This window comes from Ancylobacter sp. FA202 (assembly GCF_000380205.1).
Taxonomy (GTDB): domain Bacteria; phylum Pseudomonadota; class Alphaproteobacteria; order Rhizobiales; family Xanthobacteraceae; genus Ancylobacter.
In genome coordinates this window covers 2,351,858-2,372,418 of the sequence record NZ_KB904818.1, presented here as the reverse complement: position 1 = coordinate 2,372,418, position 20,561 = coordinate 2,351,858, and the positions used below count along the sequence as shown (strand labels likewise).

Annotated in this window: 9 protein-coding genes, 1 tRNA gene and 3 pseudogenes; 8 read left to right on the top strand and 5 right to left on the bottom strand. The window is 64.8% G+C overall.

All coding sequences use genetic code 11. From position 1 onward, the window contains the following. Positions 1 to 126: 126 nt before the first annotated feature. The 3 genes from A3M1_RS0110660 to A3M1_RS0110650 all read right to left on the bottom strand — a co-directional run bounded on the left by A3M1_RS0110660 (position 127) and on the right by A3M1_RS0110650 (position 8,151). Positions 127 to 3,438 carry a DUF2126 domain-containing protein gene (locus A3M1_RS0110660; RefSeq protein ID WP_018388955.1) on the bottom strand — a complete coding sequence of 1,104 codons (3,312 nt, stop codon included), beginning with the start codon at positions 3,436 to 3,438 and terminating at the stop codon, positions 127 to 129. Positions 3,439 to 3,681: 243 nt separating this feature from the next. Then, a complete protein-coding gene (locus A3M1_RS0110655) occupies positions 3,682 to 6,861 on the bottom strand; it encodes an efflux RND transporter permease subunit (protein WP_018388954.1) in 3,180 nt (1,059 codons plus the stop codon). Positions 6,862 to 6,945: 84 nt separating this feature from the next. Beyond that, positions 6,946 to 8,151 (bottom strand): efflux RND transporter periplasmic adaptor subunit, encoded by a 1,206-nt coding sequence (locus A3M1_RS0110650; RefSeq protein WP_018388953.1) that lies wholly within the window; start codon positions 8,149 to 8,151, stop codon positions 6,946 to 6,948. Between the two features lie 520 nt (positions 8,152 to 8,671). On the opposite strand from A3M1_RS0110650, the gene A3M1_RS0110645 reads away from it, so the two are divergent. After that, complete coding sequence (locus A3M1_RS0110645) at positions 8,672 to 9,070, top strand: hypothetical protein (protein ID WP_018388952.1); 399 nt, start codon at positions 8,672 to 8,674, stop codon at positions 9,068 to 9,070. 222 nt (positions 9,071 to 9,292) lie between these two features. Next, a tRNA-Ser gene (locus A3M1_RS0110640) sits at positions 9,293 to 9,382 on the top strand. Here A3M1_RS0110640 and A3M1_RS25855 read toward each other — a convergent pair. After that, positions 9,353 to 10,984: pseudogene (locus A3M1_RS25855) on the bottom strand (recombinase family protein); the annotation flags it as partial. The gene A3M1_RS0110640 and the pseudogene A3M1_RS25855 overlap by 30 nt on opposite strands. Before the next feature lie 489 nt (positions 10,985 to 11,473). On the opposite strand from A3M1_RS25855, the gene A3M1_RS25850 reads away from it, so the two are divergent. The 3 genes from A3M1_RS25850 to A3M1_RS0110605 all read left to right on the top strand — a co-directional run bounded on the left by A3M1_RS25850 (position 11,474) and on the right by A3M1_RS0110605 (position 15,509). Then, positions 11,474 to 12,766 carry an XRE family transcriptional regulator gene (locus A3M1_RS25850; protein WP_245261636.1) on the top strand — a complete coding sequence of 431 codons (1,293 nt, stop codon included), beginning with the start codon at positions 11,474 to 11,476 and terminating at the stop codon, positions 12,764 to 12,766. Between the two features lie 8 nt (positions 12,767 to 12,774). Further along, complete coding sequence (locus tag A3M1_RS0110610; RefSeq protein WP_018388949.1) at positions 12,775 to 13,923, top strand: beta family protein; 1,149 nt, start codon at positions 12,775 to 12,777, stop codon at positions 13,921 to 13,923. A gap of 326 nt (positions 13,924 to 14,249) precedes the next feature. Then, a complete protein-coding gene (locus tag A3M1_RS0110605; protein ID WP_018388948.1) occupies positions 14,250 to 15,509 on the top strand; it encodes a hypothetical protein in 1,260 nt (419 codons plus the stop codon). On the opposite strand, the gene A3M1_RS0110600 is transcribed toward A3M1_RS0110605, so the two are convergent. After that, positions 15,506 to 17,614 carry a DUF3363 domain-containing protein gene (locus tag A3M1_RS0110600; protein WP_018388947.1) on the bottom strand — a complete coding sequence of 703 codons (2,109 nt, stop codon included), beginning with the start codon at positions 17,612 to 17,614 and terminating at the stop codon, positions 15,506 to 15,508. The genes A3M1_RS0110605 and A3M1_RS0110600 overlap by 4 nt on opposite strands. Before the next feature lie 545 nt (positions 17,615 to 18,159). Between A3M1_RS0110600 and A3M1_RS0110595 the strand changes: the two genes are divergently transcribed. The 3 genes and pseudogenes from A3M1_RS0110595 to A3M1_RS0110580 all read left to right on the top strand — a co-directional run bounded on the left by A3M1_RS0110595 (position 18,160) and on the right by A3M1_RS0110580 (position 20,521). Beyond that, complete coding sequence (locus A3M1_RS0110595) at positions 18,160 to 18,549, top strand: transposase (protein WP_018388946.1); 390 nt, start codon at positions 18,160 to 18,162, stop codon at positions 18,547 to 18,549. Then, positions 18,546 to 18,893: pseudogene (gene tnpB, locus A3M1_RS25025) on the top strand (IS66 family insertion sequence element accessory protein TnpB). The gene A3M1_RS0110595 and the pseudogene tnpB overlap by 4 nt, the downstream one beginning before the upstream one ends. Before the next feature lie 92 nt (positions 18,894 to 18,985). After that, positions 18,986 to 20,521 (top strand): annotated as a pseudogene (locus tag A3M1_RS0110580) (IS66 family transposase). Positions 20,522 to 20,561: the final 40 nt, after the last annotated feature.

The window sequence follows — 20,561 nt, the reverse complement described above, 5'->3', positions numbered from 1 at the left end:
GGGCATACCATCCCCTTGCCCCCACCGCACGCCCCCTGCGCGCCAATCTGGCGCGCCCCGTCCCGCAAGGCCGGACCTGTGGCGGGAATGAACCATGCCGGAGGGACACCCCCTCGCCGGGCGAGGTCAAATCCGTGCCGGCCGGCGCAGGTCCAGCGTCGCGGGGAATTCGGTGGAGGACTCCTCCGGCGGGATGAATAGATAGCCCGGCGTGTGGCCATGATCCTGGAAGCGCGCCAGCCGCCGGGCCTGCGCCTCGTAGGAATTCACCGGGAAGGTCTCATAGTTGCGCCCGCCGGGATGGGCGACATGGTAGACGCAGCCGCCCAGCGAGCGATTGGACCACAGATCGACGATGTCGAAGGTCAGCGGCGCCTGCACTGGGATGGTCGGGTGCAGGCCGGAGGCCGGCTGCCACGCCTTGAAGCGCACGCCGGCGACATATTCGCCGAAGCGCCCGGTCGGCATCAGCGGCAGGCGGCGGCCATTGCAGGCGACGACGTGTCGGATCGGGTTGAGGCTCTCCACCCGCACCTGCAGCCGCTCCACCGAGGAATCGACGAAGCGCACCGTGCCGCCGGCCGCCCCCTCCTCGCCCAGCACATTCCACGGCTCCAGCGCCTGGCGCAGTTCCAGCGTCACCCCGCCGCGCTCGACCTGGCCGAAATAGGGGAAGCGGAATTCGCGCTGCGCCTCGAACCACATCGGGTCGACCCGGTAGCCGGCGCGGCCGAGATCGTGCAGCACGTCCATGAAGTCGGCCCAGACGAAATGCGGCAGCATGAAGCGATCGGCCAGCGCCGTGCCCCAGCGGGCGAGCGGGCCTTCCTGCGGCTCGCGCCAGAACCAGGCGATGAGCGCGCGCAGCAGCAATTGCTGGGCGAGCGACATGCGCCAGTCCGGCGGCATCTCGAAGGAGCGAAATTCGACCAGGCCGAGGCGGCCGGTCGGGCCGTCCGGCGAGAACAGCTTGTCGATGCAGATCTCGGAACGATGGGTATTGCCGGTAACGTCGGTCAGCAGGTTGCGGAACAGCCGGTCGACCAGCCAGGGCGGCGGCGCCATACCCTTGCCGGGCGTGGGCACGCTCGCCATGGCGATTTCCAGCTCGTACAGGCTGTCATGGCGTGCCTCGTCGACACGCGGCGCCTGGCTGGTCGGGCCGATGAACAGGCCCGAGAACAGGTAGGACAACGCCGGGTGGCGCTGCCAGTAGGTGATGAGGCTCTTCAGAAGATCCGGGCGGCGCAGGAACGGGCTGTCGGCCGGCATGGCGCCGCCCACCACCACATGATTGCCGCCGCCGGTACCGGTGTGGCGCCCGTCCACCATGAACTTCTCGGTGCCGAGCCGCGACAGCCGCGCTTCCTCATAGAGGTCGCGGGTGATCTCGACGCAGGTCTTCCAATTGGCGGCGGGATGGACATTGACCTCGATGACGCCGGGATCCGGCGCCACCCGGATAACATTGAGGCGCGGATCGACCGGCGGGGTGTAACCTTCGATATGCACCGGCAGCTTGAGCTCGGCCGCCGTCACCTCGATGGCGGCAAGCAATTCCAGATAATCCTCCAGCCGCTCGGTCGGCGGCATGAACACGCAGAGCCGCCCGTCGCGCGGCTCGACGGTGAGCGCGGTGCGGACCGATCCAGTGCCGGTGAGCACCTGGTCGACCTGCTCCTGCGAGGGCTCCTCGCTCGCCGAGCGACGGTAGCGCTGGTGCAGCACCTCGGCATCCGGCAGCTCGCCGGTGATGGTCATCGGGTCGGCGGGGTTCACATAGGGGTAGGCGGCAGGCGGCACCCAGGGCAGGCTCGCCAGCGGCAGGCGGAAGCCGGCCGGCGAATCGCCTGGCACGAGGAACATGCGCCCGCGCCGGAAGCGCCACTTCTCGCTGACCCAGCCGCGCGAGGCGCGGGCCTGCCAACGCTGGATCGGCAGAACATAGCCGCTCGGCGTGCCCAGACCCCGCGCGAAGACGCGGGCGAAGCGCGCGCGCGTCTCGGCATCCTCCAGCTTGGTGTCGAACGGATCGACATTGTCCGGCAGGTCGCCTTCCTTGAGAATCCAGTGCGCGGGGTCCTCATAGGCTGGCTCGGCATAGCCGGCACCAACGCCGAGGCTGTCGGCCAGCGTCTCGATGAAGCTCTGCGCCTCGGTGATCGTGGCGCCCGCCTGCGTCTCGGTGGCGACGAGCGAGGGGTCGCGCCAGATCGGCTTGCCGTCCTTGCGCCAGTAGAGCGAGAAGGTCCAGCGCGGCAGGCTCTCGCCGGGATACCATTTGCCCTGGCCGTAATGCAGCATGCCGCCGGGGGCGAAGCGGGTGCGCAGCCGGCGGATCAGTTCGTCCGCTCTGGCGCGCTTGGTCGGGCCCACCGCCGAGGTGTTCCACTCGGCGCCCTGATAGTCGTCGATGGAAATGAAGGTCGGCTCGCCGCCCATGGTCAGGCGCACATCCTGCGCCGCGAGATCGGCATCGACCCGGTCGCCGAGCGCGTCGAGCGCCTCCCAGGCTTCGTCTGAGAAGGGCAGCGTGACACGCGGCTTCTCGGCGACGCGGGTCACCCGCATGTTGAATTCGAACTCGGTCTTCGTCCCCTCCTCCGCCGTGAAGCCGCCGGTGATCGGCGCCGCCGAAGACGGGTTGGGCGTGGCGCAGAGCGGCAGATGGCTCTCGCCGCACAGCAGGCCCGAGGTGGGGTCGAGGCCGATCCAGCCGGCACCGGGCAGATAGACCTCGCACCAGGCGTGCAGATCGGTGAAGTCGACCTCGGTGCCGGTCGGGCCTTCCAGCGCCTTCACATCGGGCTTGAGCTGGATGAGATAGCCCGAGACGAAGCGGGCGGCGAGGCCGAGCCGGCGCAGCACCTGCACCAGCAGCCAGCCGGAATCGCGGCAGGAGCCGGAGGCGCGCGACAGCGTCTCGTCCGGTGTCTGCACGCCCGGCTCCAGCCGGATAAGGTAGCCGACATGCTGCTGGACCTTCTGGTTGAGCTCGACCAGATAGTCCACCGTCATCGACCCGGCGGGGGGGCGGATGCTGTCGACGAAACCGTCGAGAAGCGGTCCGCCCTCTTCCAGCTCCAGATAGGGGATCAGTTCCTTGGCCAGCCCCGGCGGATAGGCGAAGGGCAGCCGCTCGGCATATTCCTCGATGAAGAAGTCGAACGGGTTGTACACCGTCATGTCGGCGATGAGGTCGACCTCGACCCGGAACTCGGTCGCCTTTTCCGGGAAGACGAAGCGGGCCATCCAATTGCCGAATGGGTCCTGCTGCCAGTTCACGAAGTGGTTCGAGGGCGTGACCTTGAGCGCGTAGCTCTGCACCGGCGTTCGGCAATGGGGCGCCGGGCGCAGCCGGATGATCTGGGGCCCGAGAAGGACCGGGCGGTCATAGGTGTAGGCCGTGACGTGATGCAGGCTCGCGAAAATTGTCATAGGCACCAACCGACAGACGAAGACGATGCCGCACGCGCCCGGAAGCGGCCAGCGGGGCGGAACCCGGTGATGAACGCAGGAATCGTGCCGCAGGGCAATGGGGCGCCCGTCCAAGGCTGCGACGGGCGGACGCCTTGGGGCCGCCTAGCCCCGCGCCAGTGGCCTGCCGCGAATTGAGGCGCACGGGCTGTCAAATCGCGACGCGAGGCACAGCGCGTGCGCGGGCCGAACGCCCGCACCGGCTCACGCCGAATGCGCGCTGCCCTCGCCCGAGGCTGGCGGCACCGTGCCGGCCGGCACCTTGCCACGCACCCGCCACTCCTCGAAGCGCTGCAGCACCGCGTAGAAGGACGGCACGAACAGAACGGCGAGGCAGGTGGAGGCGAGCATGCCGGAGAACACGGCGATGCCGATCGACTTGCGCGAGGCGGCGCCCGCGCCGGTGGCCAGCACCAGTGGCAGCACACCGAGGATGAAGGCGAAGGAGGTCATCAGAATCGGCCGGAATCGCAGCCGCGCGGCCTCGGTCGCCGCCTCCATGATCTCCATGCCCTCCGCCCGTTTCTCGCGCGCGAACTCCACGATCAGGATCGCGTTTTTGGCCGAGAGGGCGATCAGCAGGATCAGGCCGATCTGGGTATAGAGATTGTTGGAGATGCCGAGCCCGGTGAGCGCGCCCACCGTGCCCAGAAGGGCGAGCGGCACGGCGAGCAGCACCGCAAAGGGCAGCACCCAGCTTTCATACTGGCCGGCGAGAACGAAGTAGACCAGCAGGATGGCGAGGCCGAAGACGAAGTAGACCTCGTCGCCCACTACTTCTTCCTGGTAGGACATCGCCGTCCAGGAGGTTCCCGTGCCGGGCGGCAGGGTCTGCTGGGCGACCTGGTCCATGATGTCCAGCGCCTGCCCGGAGGAGAAGCCGGCCGCCGCCCCGCCCTGGATGGTGGTGGCGGGATAGAGATTGTACAGGGTGATGAGCGGGGGCCCGACGGAGGGCTCCACCTCGGCCAGCGTGCCGAGCGGCACCATCACGCCTTCCGGCGTGCGGATCTTCAGCGCGAGGATCTCCTCCGCCGTGCGGCGGTGATCGGCATCGGCCTGGATATAGGCCTGGAAGGTCTGGCCGAACTCGTTGAACTGGGTCACGTAGCTGGAGCCGACATAGCCCTGCACGGCCGAGAATACCTGGCCGACCGTGACGCCCAGCGTCTCCGCCTTGATCCGGTTGATCTTGAGGTAGAGCTGGGGAACGTTCGCGCGGAACGAGGTGGACAGGCGCTGCAGCGCCGATTGCGTCGAGGCATTGGCCATGACCTGCTGCGTCACCGCCTGCAGCTTGGGGAAATCGAAGCTGCCGTCCTTCTGCTGCACCATCATGGTGAAGCCGGAGGCGTTGCCGATGCCCTGGATCGCCGGCGGCACCAGCACGAAGGTGATGGCGTCCTGGACCTGCAGCAGTTCCTTGTTGAGGTTATCGTAGATCCAGCGAAGGTCCTGTCCGGCCGCGTCGCGCTGGTCCCATGGCTCCAGCATCACATAGGCAACGCCGCCATTGGACAGCGAGGCGTTGTTGTCGAGCACCGACACGCCGGAAATGGCGATGACATCCTTCACGCCGGGCAGCTTGCCGGCGATCTCGGAGATATGGCTCATCACCGCCTGGGTGCGGTCGAGCGAGGCCGCGTCGGGAAGCTGCGCGCCGATCAGCACATAGCCCTGGTCCTCGATCGGCAGGAAGCCCGTGGGCACCCGTGTGAGGCCCCAAATGGCGAGGCCGATCAGCAGGAGGCCGACCGCCACCACCACATAGCTTGCCTTCACCATGTGATGGATCAGCCCGGCATACCAGTGCTCGGCCTTGTTATAGACCTTGTTGAAACCGCGGTAGAAGAAGTTGCGCTGGTCCTCCGGCACCGGCCTGCGCAGCCACAGCGCGCACTGGGTCGGCTTCAGCGTCATGGCGTTGATCGCCGAGATCAGCGCGGTAGCGGCGATGACGAGGGCGAACTGCTGGTACATCTGCCCGGTGAGGCCGGGCATGAACGCTGCCGGCAGGAACACCGACATCAGCACCAGGGTAATGCCGATGATCGGGCCGAACAATTCGTCCATCGCCTTCTCGGCCGCCTCGCGGTTGGGCAGCCCGCGCTCGATGTGGCGTGCCACGCCCTCGACGATGACGATCGCGTCGTCGACCACGATGCCGATGGCGAGCACGATGGCGAACAGGGTCGAGAGGTTGACGGTGAAGCCCATCGCCGCCATCGCGGCGAAGGTGCCGATGATCGTCACCGGCACGGTCGTCGCCGGCACCAGCATGGCGCGCCAGTCCTGCAGGAAGACCAGGATGACGATCAGCACCAGGATGCCGGCCTCGAACAGCGTCTTGTACACCTCGTTGACCGAGGCGTTGACGAAGACCGTGGTGTCGAAGGGGATGGCGTAGCTCAGCCCGGGCGGGAAGCTCTTGGCGAGCTCCTCCATCTTTGCCCGCACCTCGGTCGCCACCTGCAGCGAATTGGCTTCGGGAAGCTGGTAGATGGCGAGCGCCGCCGCCGGCTTGTCATTATAGGTGAAATACTGGCTGTAGGTCTGGGCGCCGATCTCCACCCGCGCCACGTCGCGCAGCCGGGTGATGCGCCCGCCATCGGCGTTCGACACCTTGACGATGATGTTCTCGTAATCGGCGGCGTCGTTGAGCCGGCCGTCCATCAGCAGCGTGTACTGGAAGTTCTGCCCCTTCGGCACCGGCGGCATGCCGACGACGCCGGAGGCGACTTCCTGGCTCTGCTGCTGGATGGCGTTGGTCACGTCCTCCGGCGTCAGCTGGCGCGCCTGCAGCTCCACCGGATTGAGCCAGACGCGCATGGCATAATTGCCCGCACCGAAGACCGCCACATTGCCGATGCCCGGCAGGCGGGCGAGCTCGTTTTCCAGGTTGATGACGCCGTAATTGGCCAGAAACAGGCTGTCATAGCTTTTGTCCGGCGAATACAGGTTCACGAATTGCAGGATGGCGGTCGACTTGATCTGCGTCGTCACGCCCTGCACCTGCACCGCCTGCGGCAGCGAGGCGAGCGCGATCGCGACCCGGTTCTGCACCAGCACCTGCGCCATGTTGGGATCGGTGCCGATGGCGAAGGTCACGGTGAGCGTGTAGCTGCCGGCGCTGGTGCTGGTCGATTGCATGTAGAGCATGCCTTCGACGCCGTTCACCTGCTGCTCGATCGGCAGCGCCACCGTGTCGACCAGCGTCCGCGCGCTGGCGCCGGGATAGAGCGTGGTGACCTGGATGGTCGGCGGCACCACATTGGGGTACTGCGCCACGGGAAGGGTGTAGAGCGCCACGCCGCCGATCAACACGAAGACCAGCGCGAGGACGTTGGCGAGAACCGGCCGTTCGATGAAGAAGCGCGAGATCATGTGACGGGCCTTGGGTTCAAGCGGTCCTGCGCGGATAAGGCGATGGCGGGCGCCGACGGCGGCGTCCGGAAAGGCGGGCCGGTGTCAGTTGGCGGCCTTGGCCGCGGGCGCGGCGGCAGGCGCGGCAGGCGCAGCGAGCGTGGCAGCGGGAGCGGCTATGGCAGGCGCGGCGGCGGCCGCGGCGGTCGACGAGCCGTCCGGCTTGCCTTCCACCGGATCGACCTTGGAGCCGGGCGTGGCGCGCTGGATGCCGCCGACGACCACTCGGTCGTCCGCCGAGAGGCCGGATTCGATCACCCGGTAGGCGCCGATCTGCTGGCCCACGGTGACGATCTTCTGCTCGACCACATTGTCCTTGTTGACGACCAGCACGTACTTGCCCTGCTGCGCCGTGCTGATCGCGGTATCGGCGATCAGCACGGCGTTGGGGATCGTTTTCGCCGGGATGCGCACACGCACGAACAGGCCGGGCAGCAACGAGAGCTTCGGATTGTCGAACACGCCGCGCACCAGCAGCGTGCCGGTGGAAGGATCGATCTCGGGCGAGACATAGTCGAGGCGGCCCTTGTGGGGGTAATCCTCGCCCTCGTTCTGGAGACCGATATCGATCTCAATGTCCTTCACCTGCTCGATCGTCCGCCCCTCGGCCGCCAGCTTCTCCTTGATCATCAGCACCTGGTTCTCGCCAATGTTGAAATAGGCGTAGATCGGGTTCATCTCGACAAGGGTGGCGAGCGTGGTCGGCTGGCCGTGACCGACCAACTGGCCGACATCGGCGAGATGGCGGGTGGCGATGCCGTCAAACGGCGCGGTCACCGAGGTGTAGCCGAGATTGATGGTGGCGATTTCGACATTGGCCTTGGCCTCGTCGACCTGGGCGGCGGCCTCGTCGCGCGCGGCGCGGGCCTTGTCAACGGTGGCCTGCGAGGAGAAGTCCTGCTGGCCGAGCGTGGCCTGGCGCTGATATTCGGCCTGGTTGTTGGTGAGCTGTGCCTCGGCGGCGGCGAGCTGCGCCTTGGCCTGATCGAGATCGGCCTGGTAGGTGTCCTGCTGGATGAGGAAGAGGCGGTCGCCCTTCTTCATCAACGCGCCGTCCTTGTAGTCGATCGACATCAGGAAGCCCTCGACACGGGCGACCAGATCGACCGTGTTGATGGAAGACGTGTTGCCGGTAAAATGCAGGTAGCGCGTCACATCCTGCTGCAGCGGCGCGGCGACAGTGACCTGCGGCGGCGGCGGGGCGACATATTTGTTCTCTTCCGAGCACGCCGCCAGCAGCACGGACATCATCCCGACGCCGAGCCATCCGGCTCCCGCACGCCGCCGACCGGCCTTACTCACGCTCGGACCCATTCCACTCTCCCGTGGCGCCATTTCCGCCACCGGACTATACCGCCGACCGCCCCCTTGTCTAGTTACGCCTACTTTCGCGTATTCAATAAAAAGAAATGTTCCAGAAATAGAAAATAGAGAAATGTACAGACGTGATCTTGCACATCCGGCCGCGCGAGGACGCACCGAATCCCGCTTCGGCCGGTTCTTTCTCCGCCGGAAACCGGCGCTATAGTTCGCCTCACCCGTAGTGCATGCGGCACTTGGGCACCTTTTGGGCGCTGATCGAGGCTGCCCGCAGCGGCCTGTACCGAAAGATCTTGCACCGCTGCCCGGCTGCCGCGCCGGGTGTCAGCCACCTGCGTTCGAGCCGCCCGGACGGCTCGACTTTTACCGCGCATCGACTAGGCTGCACCGGCGCGGCGAGCTCGCAGCCCGAGTTCCGGTCCGGACGCCGCGCCGGACCGCGAGGCCCTCAATGTCGCACACGTTCTTTCGTCGCCGCGCCCTCTTCGCCACCCTGTCGCTCGCGGTCCTGCCGGCGACGGCGCTTCTGCTGCCGGGTGCCGCGCCGGCCGCCTTGGCGCAGGCGGGCGACGCCCGCTTCGCCGGCCTGTCGCTCACCCATGGCGACCTGTTCACCGATGACGTGGGAACGGTGATGGGGGTGACGGTGACCAACAACACCGCCGCCACAGTCGGCTCGGTCACGGTCGCATGCAGGTTCACCGCCAAGGGCAAGCCGGCGGGTTTGGCGGGCACCACCATCTACAACATCGTCGCTGGCGCGACCGGCCAGGACCGGGTGAACCTGATGGGCCCGAAGGCCGACGCCGCCAGCTGCGCCATCACGGCCATCGGCCCGCCGCTGAACTGAGGCAGGCGTCCCGCGCCGACCCGCCGGAAGCCGGCAGGATGCCGGCCCGCCAGGCCGTCCGACGGCCTGAGGCCGTGCTTTTCAACAGCCGGGCACGATTGGTGTCGCGTCCGTGTGCGTGACGCTTGCCAGAGTGGCGCGCTTCGCTATATTCCGCGCCTCTTCGATGCGTCGCGGGCGTGCCCCGCCGCGATCGAAGGCATCCGGCCCCGGGCCGGCGACGGAGGGGTGGCCGAGTGGTTGAAGGCGCACGCCTGGAAAGTGTGTATACGGGAAACCGTATCGCGGGTTCGAATCCCGCTCCCTCCGCCATTTCAGTCCCAAACTGGGCACGCCGAGCGTAGCCGATTTCCCTCCTGAGACGGCAGCCAGCGTTCTGGGCAGGTCTCCCTTCGATCCGATGATGCGGACTTCATTGGCTCCAACCTCCACGCGCTGAGCCAAGGAGCGCAAATGATCGCGCCTGTAGCCGCCGCCTTCGATGCGCATGCGCCTGCGGGCTATTTCGGCGAAGCGCGCCACCATGGCGGGCGTGACAGTGTCCTCGCCTGACGTTGCGAGCAACGATTGCGCGCGGACAACATCCGCCTGCGCCTGATCGCGGATCGCCTTCAGTCCGTCGATGCGCTCTTTTAGCGCCGGATCGGTGATGTCGGCCACGCCTGATTCGATGGCGTCATAGAGCCGGCGCAACCGCTGATCGGCCTCGGTACCACGCTTGTTGAGTTCGGCAATATGCTCGCGGCGACGCTCAAGCCGCTCCTGGCGGTGCGTGAGCATGGAAGCGAGGATCTCCTGTAACCGCTCGGGCTGGAGAAGACGCTGCTCGATATGGCTTGCCACCAGCGTGTCGAGCGTCTCCATCGGTATGGCGCGGCCGGCACAACCGGTCTCGCCCTGCCGCGCCTTGATGGAACAGGCGTAGTAGCGATAGCGCCCGCTCTTGCCGGTGCGGATGGTCATCGCCCCGCCGCACTGGGCGCAATAGCAGATCCCGGTGAGCAGCGTCGGACCGCTCACCACGCGCGGCGGGACGATCTTCGGATTACGGGCCTGAAGCTGCTCCTGCACGGCGTCGAAGACCTTGGCGTCGATCAGCGGCGGCACGGCGACCACCACCACCTCGCTCTCCGGTTTCTTCTGCTTGCTCTTGGAGCGGCTGTTGAACTGGTGTTCGCCGACATAGGTGCGGCGGGTCAGCACCCGGTGAAGCTGGCCGATACCCCAGCGTCCGCCCGCGCGGGTGTAGATCCGGTTGCGGTTGAGATGGCTGACGATCGCCTTCACGCCCATCGGGCCTGACCGTCGGTCGCCATTGAGGGCGAGGTCGAAGATCAGCCGCACCGTGTCGGCGTGGAGCGGATCGATCTCCAGTTTCTTCTTCACCTTGGCGCCGCGCTGCTCGGCCTCAACCACGCGATAACCGATCGGCGGACGAGCTCCGTTCCAGAAGCCCTGCCGGGCATTCTCCTTCTGTGCCCGCAGGACGTGCTTGGCGTTCTCCTTCGACTGATACTCGTCGAACAGTGCCATGATCTGCCGCATCATGACGTGCATCGGGTCGTCGCCCATCTCCTGGGTGATTGACACCAGCCGCACGCCGTTGCGGGCGAGCTTCCTGACATAAAATTCCAACTCGAAGTGATCGCGGAAGAACCGCGAGAAACTGTGCACCACCACGACATCGAATGGCGCCGGTTTCAGCGTACCGGCTTCGATCATCCTCTGGAATTCGGGCCGGCGGTCATTGGTCGCCGACGCGCCCGGCTCCACATAGGTCTCGACCAGCTGATACCCGCGCGCCTGGCAATAGGCCTCGCCCTGCCGTCGCTGGTCCGGGATCGAGACATCGTGCTCGGCTTGCCGGGCTGTGGAGACGCGCAGATACAAAGCGGCACGGAGCGGAGCGGTCATGGCGGAGCCTTTCGTGTCAGGCGGTCATTCCTCTCGGATCAGCACCTCCAGAATATCCCCGAACCATGCCTCAAAGACAGCAATCTCCGCCTCCGTCACCGGAATGTATTCCGGCCAGTCGTCGGTGACGGTCATGGGGGTGGAGGTCGCCCGCTGTCGCGCTCGGCGTCGCGGCGGGGATTGGGAAGCGTACGTGTATAGGTCTTTAGGAATGCGGGTCGAACGGCAACGACGAGCTCCGGTCATACCGTAGAATGGACCGCTTTCGTGGGATCCTTGATGGCCGATGTGTGCGCCATTGTAACCGACTGCTCCCTAACGGAACGCAGATCACGTGCGCCTCACTCAGGTTCTTGTCGCTCTACTCCGATCCAACTCTGCCGTCGGAAAGCAGGTTCGGCCATATGCGACGCGTGCGCAATGCCGTGCAGCAACTCACGAGGAGGATCGGCCCGCATTGACACAACATATTTGTTGTGTCACTCATCAATGATGGCTGGTACAACTTTTATATCCACGGACCGGCAGGCGCGCGACGCAGAGGAGGCACTGGCCGAACTGGATCGCGCTCTTTCGTCCGACCAAACCCTTAGATCAATGGTCGAAGGTCTACCCCCGCAGGTTGTTGAAGGCGTTCGCCGCTCCTTGAAAACGGAGCGTCGTGAACGAAGCGCTCTCTTAAATGCCTATCAGCTTGCTAGGGTCGGTGACTTCTCTCAACTTAAGGAACAAGCTGGAAACGATCCTGGTGCATTTCTCGTCGTGGCCAGGATAGTCCGCGGCCTTTCCCAGAAAGACTTAGCAAGGAAGCTGGGGCTGCGTGAGCAGGCGATCCAGCGATGGGAGGCTGAACAATACCGTTCAATCAGTCTCTCCAACTTCCATAAGATCGCTCAGGCGCTCGGCGTCCGTTGGCATATGCAGGACATCGCCTCTTCCGATGGGCAATGGCCTCCAAATTATGACGTGACTAAAGCCGACCTCACGAAAGTTCTTCGTCACGCCCGCGAAAATGGCTGGCTTGAACCCAGCGATACGTCTGACGAGAACGCTACAGCAACACTCATTCGGTATGTCGGCGAACATGTAAATCGATATGGAACACCGTCGCTGCTGCGTACGGGTCTAAATGTAGTAGCCCACACCCAAGACTGGTCTCTTTTGTCTTGGAAAGCGCATGTCACGCGTCGTGCCGAAGTCATCATTGCCAAGCATAAGCCGAGATATCGGCCCGTTGATGTTTCTTGGCTGGTAGACCTTGTCCGCCTGAGCCAATATGATGACGGCCCTAAGCGCGCCGTCAGGCTCCTGCTCGACCATGGAATCGTTCTTGTAGCAGAGCCGCAGATATCCGGCATGTCGGTGGATGGAGCCGCTTTTCTCGTCGACGACGTACCAGTTATTGCAATGACTGCACTACGCGACACACTTGATAATTTCTGGTTCACTCTCCTCCACGAAGTCGCCCATGTGATCCTCCACTACCGCACGGGTCTCTCATCTGGTTTTTTTGACGATGTGACCTCGCCCGATTTAGACGAGTTCGAGGAAGAGGCAAACCAGTTTGCAAGTAACTTATTAATTCCCAACGAAATATGGAGCCGATCCCCCGCCAGGATTGCAAAAACAGCTGAACCGATCGAGAAGCTGGCTGCTCAACTAAAGATAAATCCTGCCATCATATTTGGCAGGATTAGAATGGAACGAAATAACTACAGTATATTTTCAAATAAAATCGGCAGAGGCATGGTGCGCAAGCAACTTATTCTCAATATGGATTAGGAGCTATAATGACGGCCAGGATCAAACCCCTTTATGTCAGCGCCCTCCGAATGAAAGCTGGAGAGCTTATGGGCGTCAGAGACTTGGCTCCCGATGTAGCAGACCGCGTCCTTCCTCGGTTCATCGTCCCGCCACAAGCCGAACGGGAAAACGAGCTGCAGCCCCGTTTTCTTGCGGGGGAACGTTTCCCAGACATCAGCGCCGCCCTGGCAGCGCACTGGATTCAACGCGACGCGCTAATCGAATCCACCTATCTGATCGACGAGTTCGGCCGGGATCGTATGGGCCTTTGGCTGCCCCGGATGTTTGAAAGCGCCCGCAAAGCCCGCGCCTGCCCGGTTCCGCTGGTCACTGTTGATGAGCTTCTGAGCAGCGCCGGGACCGCTTACAAATCCTGTATCGATACCAGGGCGTCTCTAAAGTTTGGCATCGTCTTCTCATCCGGAGATTTCGCTGACAGCGAGCTATTGAAAAAGGCAGTGGGCGCGCTTGAGAAGTTGAACCTCACGCCTCAAGACTGTTTGGTGATCGCGGACTTCCATGACGCCGACTTCGCCAACGCGGATGTGGTGGCACCCGTTATTGCTGGTGTTCTCGAGATGGTGCAAACATCCGCGCTGTGGCGGCAGATTGTGTTCCAAGGCACCAATTTTCCGGAGACGAATCCCGCCGATCCTGGCAGTCACGCGATTGTTCCACGAAATGAGTGGATTGCTTGGCGGAAGGCGGTCCGCTTCGAGCCATCGACTGCTGACCACATGATCTTTGGTGATTACGCTGCCGACTGCGCCAAGATTATTTTCAAGAACGGCGGCGGTGCAGCCGCTATCAGGCACTATCGCTATGCGACACCGGATGCGTGGCTTGTTCAGCGTGGGGCCGACACCGGTACTCACGCCGAAATCATGCGGAAGGTTTGCCAAGAAATCGTGGCGAGTGGGTGCTTTGCAGGCCGCACCTTCTCATCGGCGGATGAATACATTTTCCGTACGGCCCATAACGCGGGACGGCCGGGCAGCGCAAAGGAATGGCGCGCCGTCAACACCACACACCACATCACTCGGGTGATCGCGGATGTTGGCAGCGTGAGGGGCTTTGAGCCTAAGCGTGCCATAGAGCCTGCAGACGATCAGATGGCTTTATTCATCGGTCAATAGAACAGACCGTCGCTCGTGCATTCTAGTCGACAGTGGTCAGATTCGCAAATGGCGGTTTCCAATGTTCATCACGGCCGAGGCGAGCTCACTTTGCTCACACTCCGCCCTACGCGATGGCCAGCCCCTGCCGGTCCGTCGCGGCTGGGTCAAGGCCGTAGCCGCATCAAGGCTAGCGCTTCGCGCCACCGCTCACGCGGCTACGGCGGACCGGCCTACTGGTTCTTCGCGGAAGTTCTTTTCTTGTGAATGGCTTTGGTCGACGAGCCGAGATGTCATCGATTGGCGATAGGGTGCGGTCCTCCCGTTGACGTCGCTCGCATATCCGCATGATCGCCCATGTCACCCGCCGCGAGATGTACGATCTCGTATGGACAGAGCCGCTTGAGACCGTCGCCGGCAAGCTCGGGCTTTCGCATTGGCGGCTGCGTGATTTATGCGTCCAGCATCGCGTGCCGCTGCCGACAGCGGCCTATTGGCGTGACAGAGCGGCCGGCAAGAACCCGAGGCAGACGATCTTTGCCTCCTCCGCTGATCCCGCCGTCGAGCTCATCAGCCTCGATCCGACGAGCCCGTCAGATCCCGTCATTGAGGAGCGCCTCGAAAGGGCGCGCAAGGCAGCGATCGCTCCGCGCCGACTGATGAAGCCGCGAGAGCCGAACACACGGACGATCGAGTGGGGCCGGGTGGACAAACCCCACACTGCCGTATCGCTGACCGCCTATACGCTGCGCCGCGCCAAGCCGGATCACGACGGCATCATCGCGATTAGCGGGGAAGGCCTGCTCTCTATGCGACTGGAAGCCGGTTCGGTCGAGAGGGCGATCTTCATTCTCGACAGCATCGCGCGCGGGATAGAGGCGCGGGAGATTTCCTGCACCCTCGCGGGCAAGCACGTCGAAGTCCGCCGGGGCGTCGACAAGGTTCCCTTCATCCTGGCGGAGACGATAAAGCGCCGAAAGCACGATCCGACGGTCGATGAGTTAAAGGCGGAGGAACGCTATCGGCGCTCGGCTCGCTACCGTGATTGGGATTTCACCTACGAACGCCAATATCCCGAGTTCGATTATATCCCGACCGGTGAGCTGACGATCTCCATTGAAGCCTGGAGCATGGACCAGCGCCGTCGCAACTGGCGGGACAACACCCGTGCGACCCTGGAGGCCCAACTCGACTCCATCATTGAGGAGCTCCACGGCTGGATCGACTATCGGCGCGATCAACGCCTCAAAGACGAGCGCAACGCACGTCTCCGCCGCCGCGCGGAAGAAAACCGGAAGCGGACGGAGGCGCGCACCAAGCGCGAGGAGGAACGCGACGAACTGCTCGACGAGATCGTCGAGATGGGTCGCAAGGCCGAACAGCTGCGCTCCTGGATCGCCTGGGCGGAGGGTATCGAGGATGCCGAGACGCAGCGCATGCTGAGCTGGGGGCGCCTGCGTCTTTGCGAACTGGAGCGTGCGCTCGATCCCGCCTCGTTTGGCGATTGGCTGCGCGAGCGCACGCTGTTCCCGGAAGTCGATCCCTTCGAGCCGCTGCCGCGCGATCCCGATCTTGAGACACCGCCACTGCCGGACAGCTCGACCTAAAGCCCCAGCCCCCGGCTTCGGCCGAGGCTCCACTCGACGCCGCCATCGCGAGATACACCTGAGATATGCCGGCCGATCTGTTTCTCCAGCACCGGCTGCCACGGTACGAGCTGGAAGCCGAGACCATCGTCGATCATGGCGAAGCGTCCGCTGACGAGATTGACCGAGCCAGCGAGCCGGCCGGAGACATACTCGCCGGGCTGGCTGGGGTTGTAGGCAAGGCCGCGCTCCGCCGCCATGACACGCCCGACGCGCTCCACCTCGACGGCCTCAAGCCGGGCGAGGATGTCGCGTGGCGCCCGGACATTGCCGTTCTCCAGTCGAACGGCATGGCCCTGATCGACAAGGCTCTGGCGGCGGCGCTCCAGCGCTGCTCTGACTTCACCGCCAAAGCCCGCGTCGGAAAGCTCGGTGCGCTGGCGCGAGGCCAGTTCCCGGTCGAGCCAGGTCGCGCCGTCGCTGGCGACCTGCTGGTCGAGATCGAAGGCGGAGAGCGTGCGGACCGCGAAGTCGTTCCTTTGGGTGCGTGCGTCATGGGCCATGCCTCGCTCGGGCAGGTCGTCCGGAATCTTCCAATGGTTGGCGTCGATGCGCTCGACATGGCCGGCCCGGCGCAGGGCTTCGAGGCGCCGCACATGGGCACGGATGAAGGCATCCGGATCGCCGCGCTGCTGCTCGATCGCCGGGCGCGCTACTTCCAGATGCTCGCTCGGCCGGTAGATGCCTCCGCTTCGCTCAGCCATGGTGGCGATGTTGAGATCCGCCGGGCGGGGATCGGATCTTGTCGGCAGCGGGTCCAGCGCGACGATGTGGCCGCGCTTGATGTCCTCCAGCCGGGAGGCATCGCTGGTCTCGACATGATGGGTGCGTCCGTCCACGCCATCGATGACCAGATAGAAGCGCTCGCCCATCTCATCGCCAGCCAATCCCTTGTCGAGCACACGTCCGACGAGGGCGTGAGAGATGCGGTTGCCATGGGTGACGTACTGCGCGGCGCCGCGCTCCTCCGCCAGCCCGTGATCGGCCAGAGCGCGGTGCATGGTGCGCAGGATGTCTTCGCGCTCGCCCATCGCCCGGAGCGTGCTCTCCGCTCGCTCGGCAAGTCTCCAACGTCCTGGCTCGATCTCCTCGGCGATGCCGAAGTTCTCCAGCCGCTTCACCCGGTCGATGAGAACATGCCGGTTGGTCCGCACGAGGTAGCTCTCGCCAGCGTCTGGCCGCAGATCGAGGATGCCGTGCTCACGCTGCTCGGCGATCATCATCCGGTCGAGCCGAGTGAGGCGATCGCCGTCCACCTCATGGCGCAGCTTGTTCTGCAACTCGACCTCGGTCTGCGGGCCAAGTTCCAGCGTCATCAGCTCACTCGCCCGATGGCGGATGCCATGGGCGATGTAATCACCGGCGATGTTGAGGATACGGCCATCATCCAGCACGCCTCGAACGAGGATATGGCTGTGCGGGTGGCCGGTGTTGTGATGATCGACGGCGATCCAGTCGAGCTTGGTCCCGAGGTCACTCTCCATCTGCCGCATCAGGTCACGGGTGAATCGCTTCAGGTCGCCGAGCTCAGTGGCATCCTCCGGCGCGACGATGAAGCGGAACTGGTGGCGATCCTCACCGCTCCGCTCCACAAAGGTCTTGGCGTCGACCTCGTCACCAAGCGCCGAGTAAGCCCGCCCTTTCTCGCCGTCGCGGGTGACCCCGTCACGTTCGAGGTAGCGCAGATGAGCCCCTACCGCGCCGACCGAGACGGCGCCGCGCATCTTCGGGCCGCGCGCGCTCTTCCCCTTCCCGGCGAGCCTCACCACCCGCGCCTTGACCACGACCCGGCGAGAACGGAACCGGCCCGACGGACCGCTCTGCCAGCCGCCGCTGTCGCGCGGCAGCGACGCCATCACCTTGGCGCCACGACCTCGCGCATTGAACCGGCCGCTGCTGTCGCCCGCTCCAGCGAGCTCGCCACCTATCCCGGCGCCACCGCCGGCATTGCGAGCGGCGATCAGGGCCTGTCTAACGAAGGGCAGTTCGTGCGTCTTCAGCCGCGTGCCCCGGCTTCGCGGACGGCCTGGCTTGATGCGGAAATCGTTCTCTTCGCGACGTGTCATGACCGCAGGTTTGGCCGTGCCAATGGCTCCCACAAGTCGAAAATCACACGATCAAAGTATAGCGTGGAAACGTCGGCTTTGGCGCACAGCCGGCGGAACGCACGTTGCGCATGCACACGAAAACCAGAGACCTATCAATGGCTTGAATGATGGTCGCGCAGATGCTCACCTTCCGCGAGGTCGCTTAGAGCCGTTTTTCGGAACGGAAAACAACGTGCAGACAACACCTTAAGGGCACCGCCCTCGCGGATTGACAATCCGCTTTATCTTGCCGTCAATCCATTCTTATTTTCCTCGTTCGCACCTAAGCTAAACAAGCATGCCAAATATCCTACGAAGGAGCAACCGAGCAACCTTAGCGGCGGCCCGTGTCAACGTATGACGCGCTAGCGCCGCCGCAGCCACTACACCCGACCTAGGAGGAGTAATCGTTGATGCCGTGAGTTCGCAGTCACAAGCGTACGCCTCCGCCGAAGGCCGCCTTGCGGGCTGCTGCGCTGGGATGAAGGTATGACCTTAAGTTCAGACTTAAGGTGATCAGGTCGATGAAGATCGAGGTGCTCGGGACCGAACGGCGACGGCGTTGGCGGGACGAAGAGAAGGCGCGTATTGTTGCGGAGACGCTGGACAACACCGCGACGGTCAGTGAGGTCGCGCAGCGAAACGATGTCTGCCCGAGCCTCGTTTTCACATGGCGCCGCCAAGCGCGCCAAGGGCGGCTCGTGGGCATCGCTGAGGTCTCGCCGCTACTGCCGGTGATGATCCAGGCCGAGACGCCACCCGCGGTGAGTGAGACGGAGAGCGGGCCGACGCGATCTCGGCGCGCGACCGGGTTAATCGAGATCGATCTCGGCCGTGGCCGTCGGGTTCGGGTCGATCGTGACGTTGATGCCGCTGCCCTGCGTCTCGTCCTTGACCTGCTGAGCGCTCGATGATCCCGGTTCCGAGTGGCGTGAAGGTCTGGCTCGCAACGGGCCACACGGACATGCGCAAGGGCTTCAACGGCTTGGCCCTGATTGCCCAGGAGACGTTGAAGCGCGATCCGCATTCGGGTCATCTGATCGTGTTCCGGGGCCGCCGTGGCGACCTGGTCAAGATTCTCTGACACGACGGACAGGGCATGTGCCTGTTCGCCAAGCGGCTGGAGCGGGGGCGGTTCCTGTGGCCATCGACGGTCGACGGCACGGTGACGATCACGGCCGCGCAGCTCGGTTATCTGCTCGAAGGGATCGACTGGCGGATACCGCAGAAGACGTGGCGCCCGACCGCGGCGGGATGACATAAACCATTGCTTCGGCACTGCTTTGTGGCAGAATCATCGGCGTGATCGAAGCTCCCGATTTGCCCCAGGATTTGGCCGCAGCCCACGCGATGATCCTCGCGGAGCGGGAGGCGCGGCTGGCCGTGGAGCGGGTGCAGGCGGGCGAGCGCCTGCTCATCGAGAAGCTCCGCCTGGAGATCGCTCGGCTCCGTCGACAGGCCTTCGGCACCTCCTCCGAACGGGGTCGCAAGCTCGAGTAACTGGAGCTGATGCTTGAGGACGCCGAGGAGACCCTGACGGCGGCGGAGATCGCAGCACAGGTGGCGGTGGCCGCCGTAGAACCCTCCGGAAAGGAGGCCCGCGAGCGCCGCCGGCCGATACGCGGTCCGCTGCCGGAGCATCTGCCGCGCGAGCGTGTGGTCGTCCCAGGACCGGCTGTCTGCCCGTGCTGCGGCGGGGATCGGCTGTCAAAGCTCGGAGAGGACGTCACCGAAACGCTCGAGCGGATCCCAGCGCGTTGGTTCGTTGTCCAGCACGTACGCGAGAGGGTCTCCTGCCGCGCCTGCGAGGCGATTGCCCAGGCGCCGGCCCCGTTCCATCCGATCGCCCGTGGTCGCGCCGGGCCGAACCTGCTGGCTGAGATCATCACAGCGAAGTACGCCATGCACCTGCCGCTCCACCGGCAGGGCGAACGGTACGCCCGCGAGGGTGTAGCTCTGACCGACAGCACGCTGGCCGACTGGGTCGGCGCCGTCACCGTCTCGCTCGCTCCCTTGGTGGAGCGGATCGAGGCGCATGTGCGTGCTGCCGAACGTATCCACGTCGACGACACGCCGGTCCCGGTCCTGGCGAAGGGCAAGACCCGCACCGGACATCTGTGGGCCGTGGTGCGCGACGACCGCCCCTTCGCCGGTGCCGCGGCTCCCGCCGCCGCATACTTCTACTCGGCCACGCGCGCGGGCGAGCACGTCGAGGCCTGGCTCAACCGCTATGCCGGCCCGATGCAGTGCGATGCCTTCGCCGGCTACAACCGGCTCTACGCCCCCAGCCGCAAGCCCGGCCCGATCCTCGAAGTGGGGTGTTGGGCTCATGCGAGGCGCAAGTTCTTCGAACTCGCCGATCTCAAGCGAGCCCCCATGGCGGCGGCGATCGTGAAGGCGATCGACGCCATCTTCGAGATCGAGCGCGAGATCAACGGTTGGCCTCCCGACGAGCGGCTCCGCGTCCGGCAGGATCGCAGTCGCCCTCTGGTCGCCGACCTGGAGGCCCGGCTTCGCGCCGACCGCGCCAGGCTGTCCTCCAAAAACGATACCGCCAGGGCGATCGACTACATGCTGAAGCGCTGGCAGGCCTTCGCCCGGTTCCTGGACGACGGACGCCTCTGCCTCTCGAACAATGCGGCCGAGCGCGCCGTGCGCGGCATCGCCCTCGGTCGCAAAAACTGGACCTTCGCCGGATCCGACGCCGGCGGGCGCCGTGCTGCTGCCATGTACACCTTGATCGAGACCGCGAAGCTCAACGACGTCGACCCGAGGGCCTGGCTCGCCGATGTCCTCGCCCGCCTTCCCGGCCATCCCGCCCGGGCCATCGACCAACTGCTCCCCTGGAACTGGAAAGCCGCAGATCACCTGCAGAATGCCGCCTGAGCCACGCCCGCGCCAGACCTCATCCCGCGGCCCTCGCCGG

Excerpts from the sequence above, each read along its gene's own strand:
- A3M1_RS0110595 (WP_018388946.1), top strand. The coding sequence starts at position 18,160 with ATGAAGATCGAGGTGCTCGGGACCGAACGGCGACGGCGTTGGCGGGAC.
- A3M1_RS25850 (WP_245261636.1), top strand. The coding sequence starts at position 11,474 with ATGATGGCTGGTACAACTTTTATATCCACGGACCGGCAGGCGCGCGAC.
- A3M1_RS0110605 (WP_018388948.1), top strand. The coding sequence starts at position 14,250 with ATGATCGCCCATGTCACCCGCCGCGAGATGTACGATCTCGTATGGACA.
- A3M1_RS0110610 (WP_018388949.1), top strand. The coding sequence starts at position 12,775 with ATGACGGCCAGGATCAAACCCCTTTATGTCAGCGCCCTCCGAATGAAA.
- A3M1_RS0110600 (WP_018388947.1), bottom strand. The coding sequence starts at position 17,614 with ATGACACGTCGCGAAGAGAACGATTTCCGCATCAAGCCAGGCCGTCCG.
- A3M1_RS0110645 (WP_018388952.1), top strand. The coding sequence starts at position 8,672 with ATGTCGCACACGTTCTTTCGTCGCCGCGCCCTCTTCGCCACCCTGTCG.
- A3M1_RS0110655 (WP_018388954.1), bottom strand. The coding sequence starts at position 6,861 with ATGATCTCGCGCTTCTTCATCGAACGGCCGGTTCTCGCCAACGTCCTC.
- A3M1_RS0110660 (WP_018388955.1), bottom strand. The coding sequence starts at position 3,438 with ATGACAATTTTCGCGAGCCTGCATCACGTCACGGCCTACACCTATGAC.
- A3M1_RS0110650 (WP_018388953.1), bottom strand. The coding sequence starts at position 8,151 with ATGATGTCCGTGCTGCTGGCGGCGTGCTCGGAAGAGAACAAATATGTC.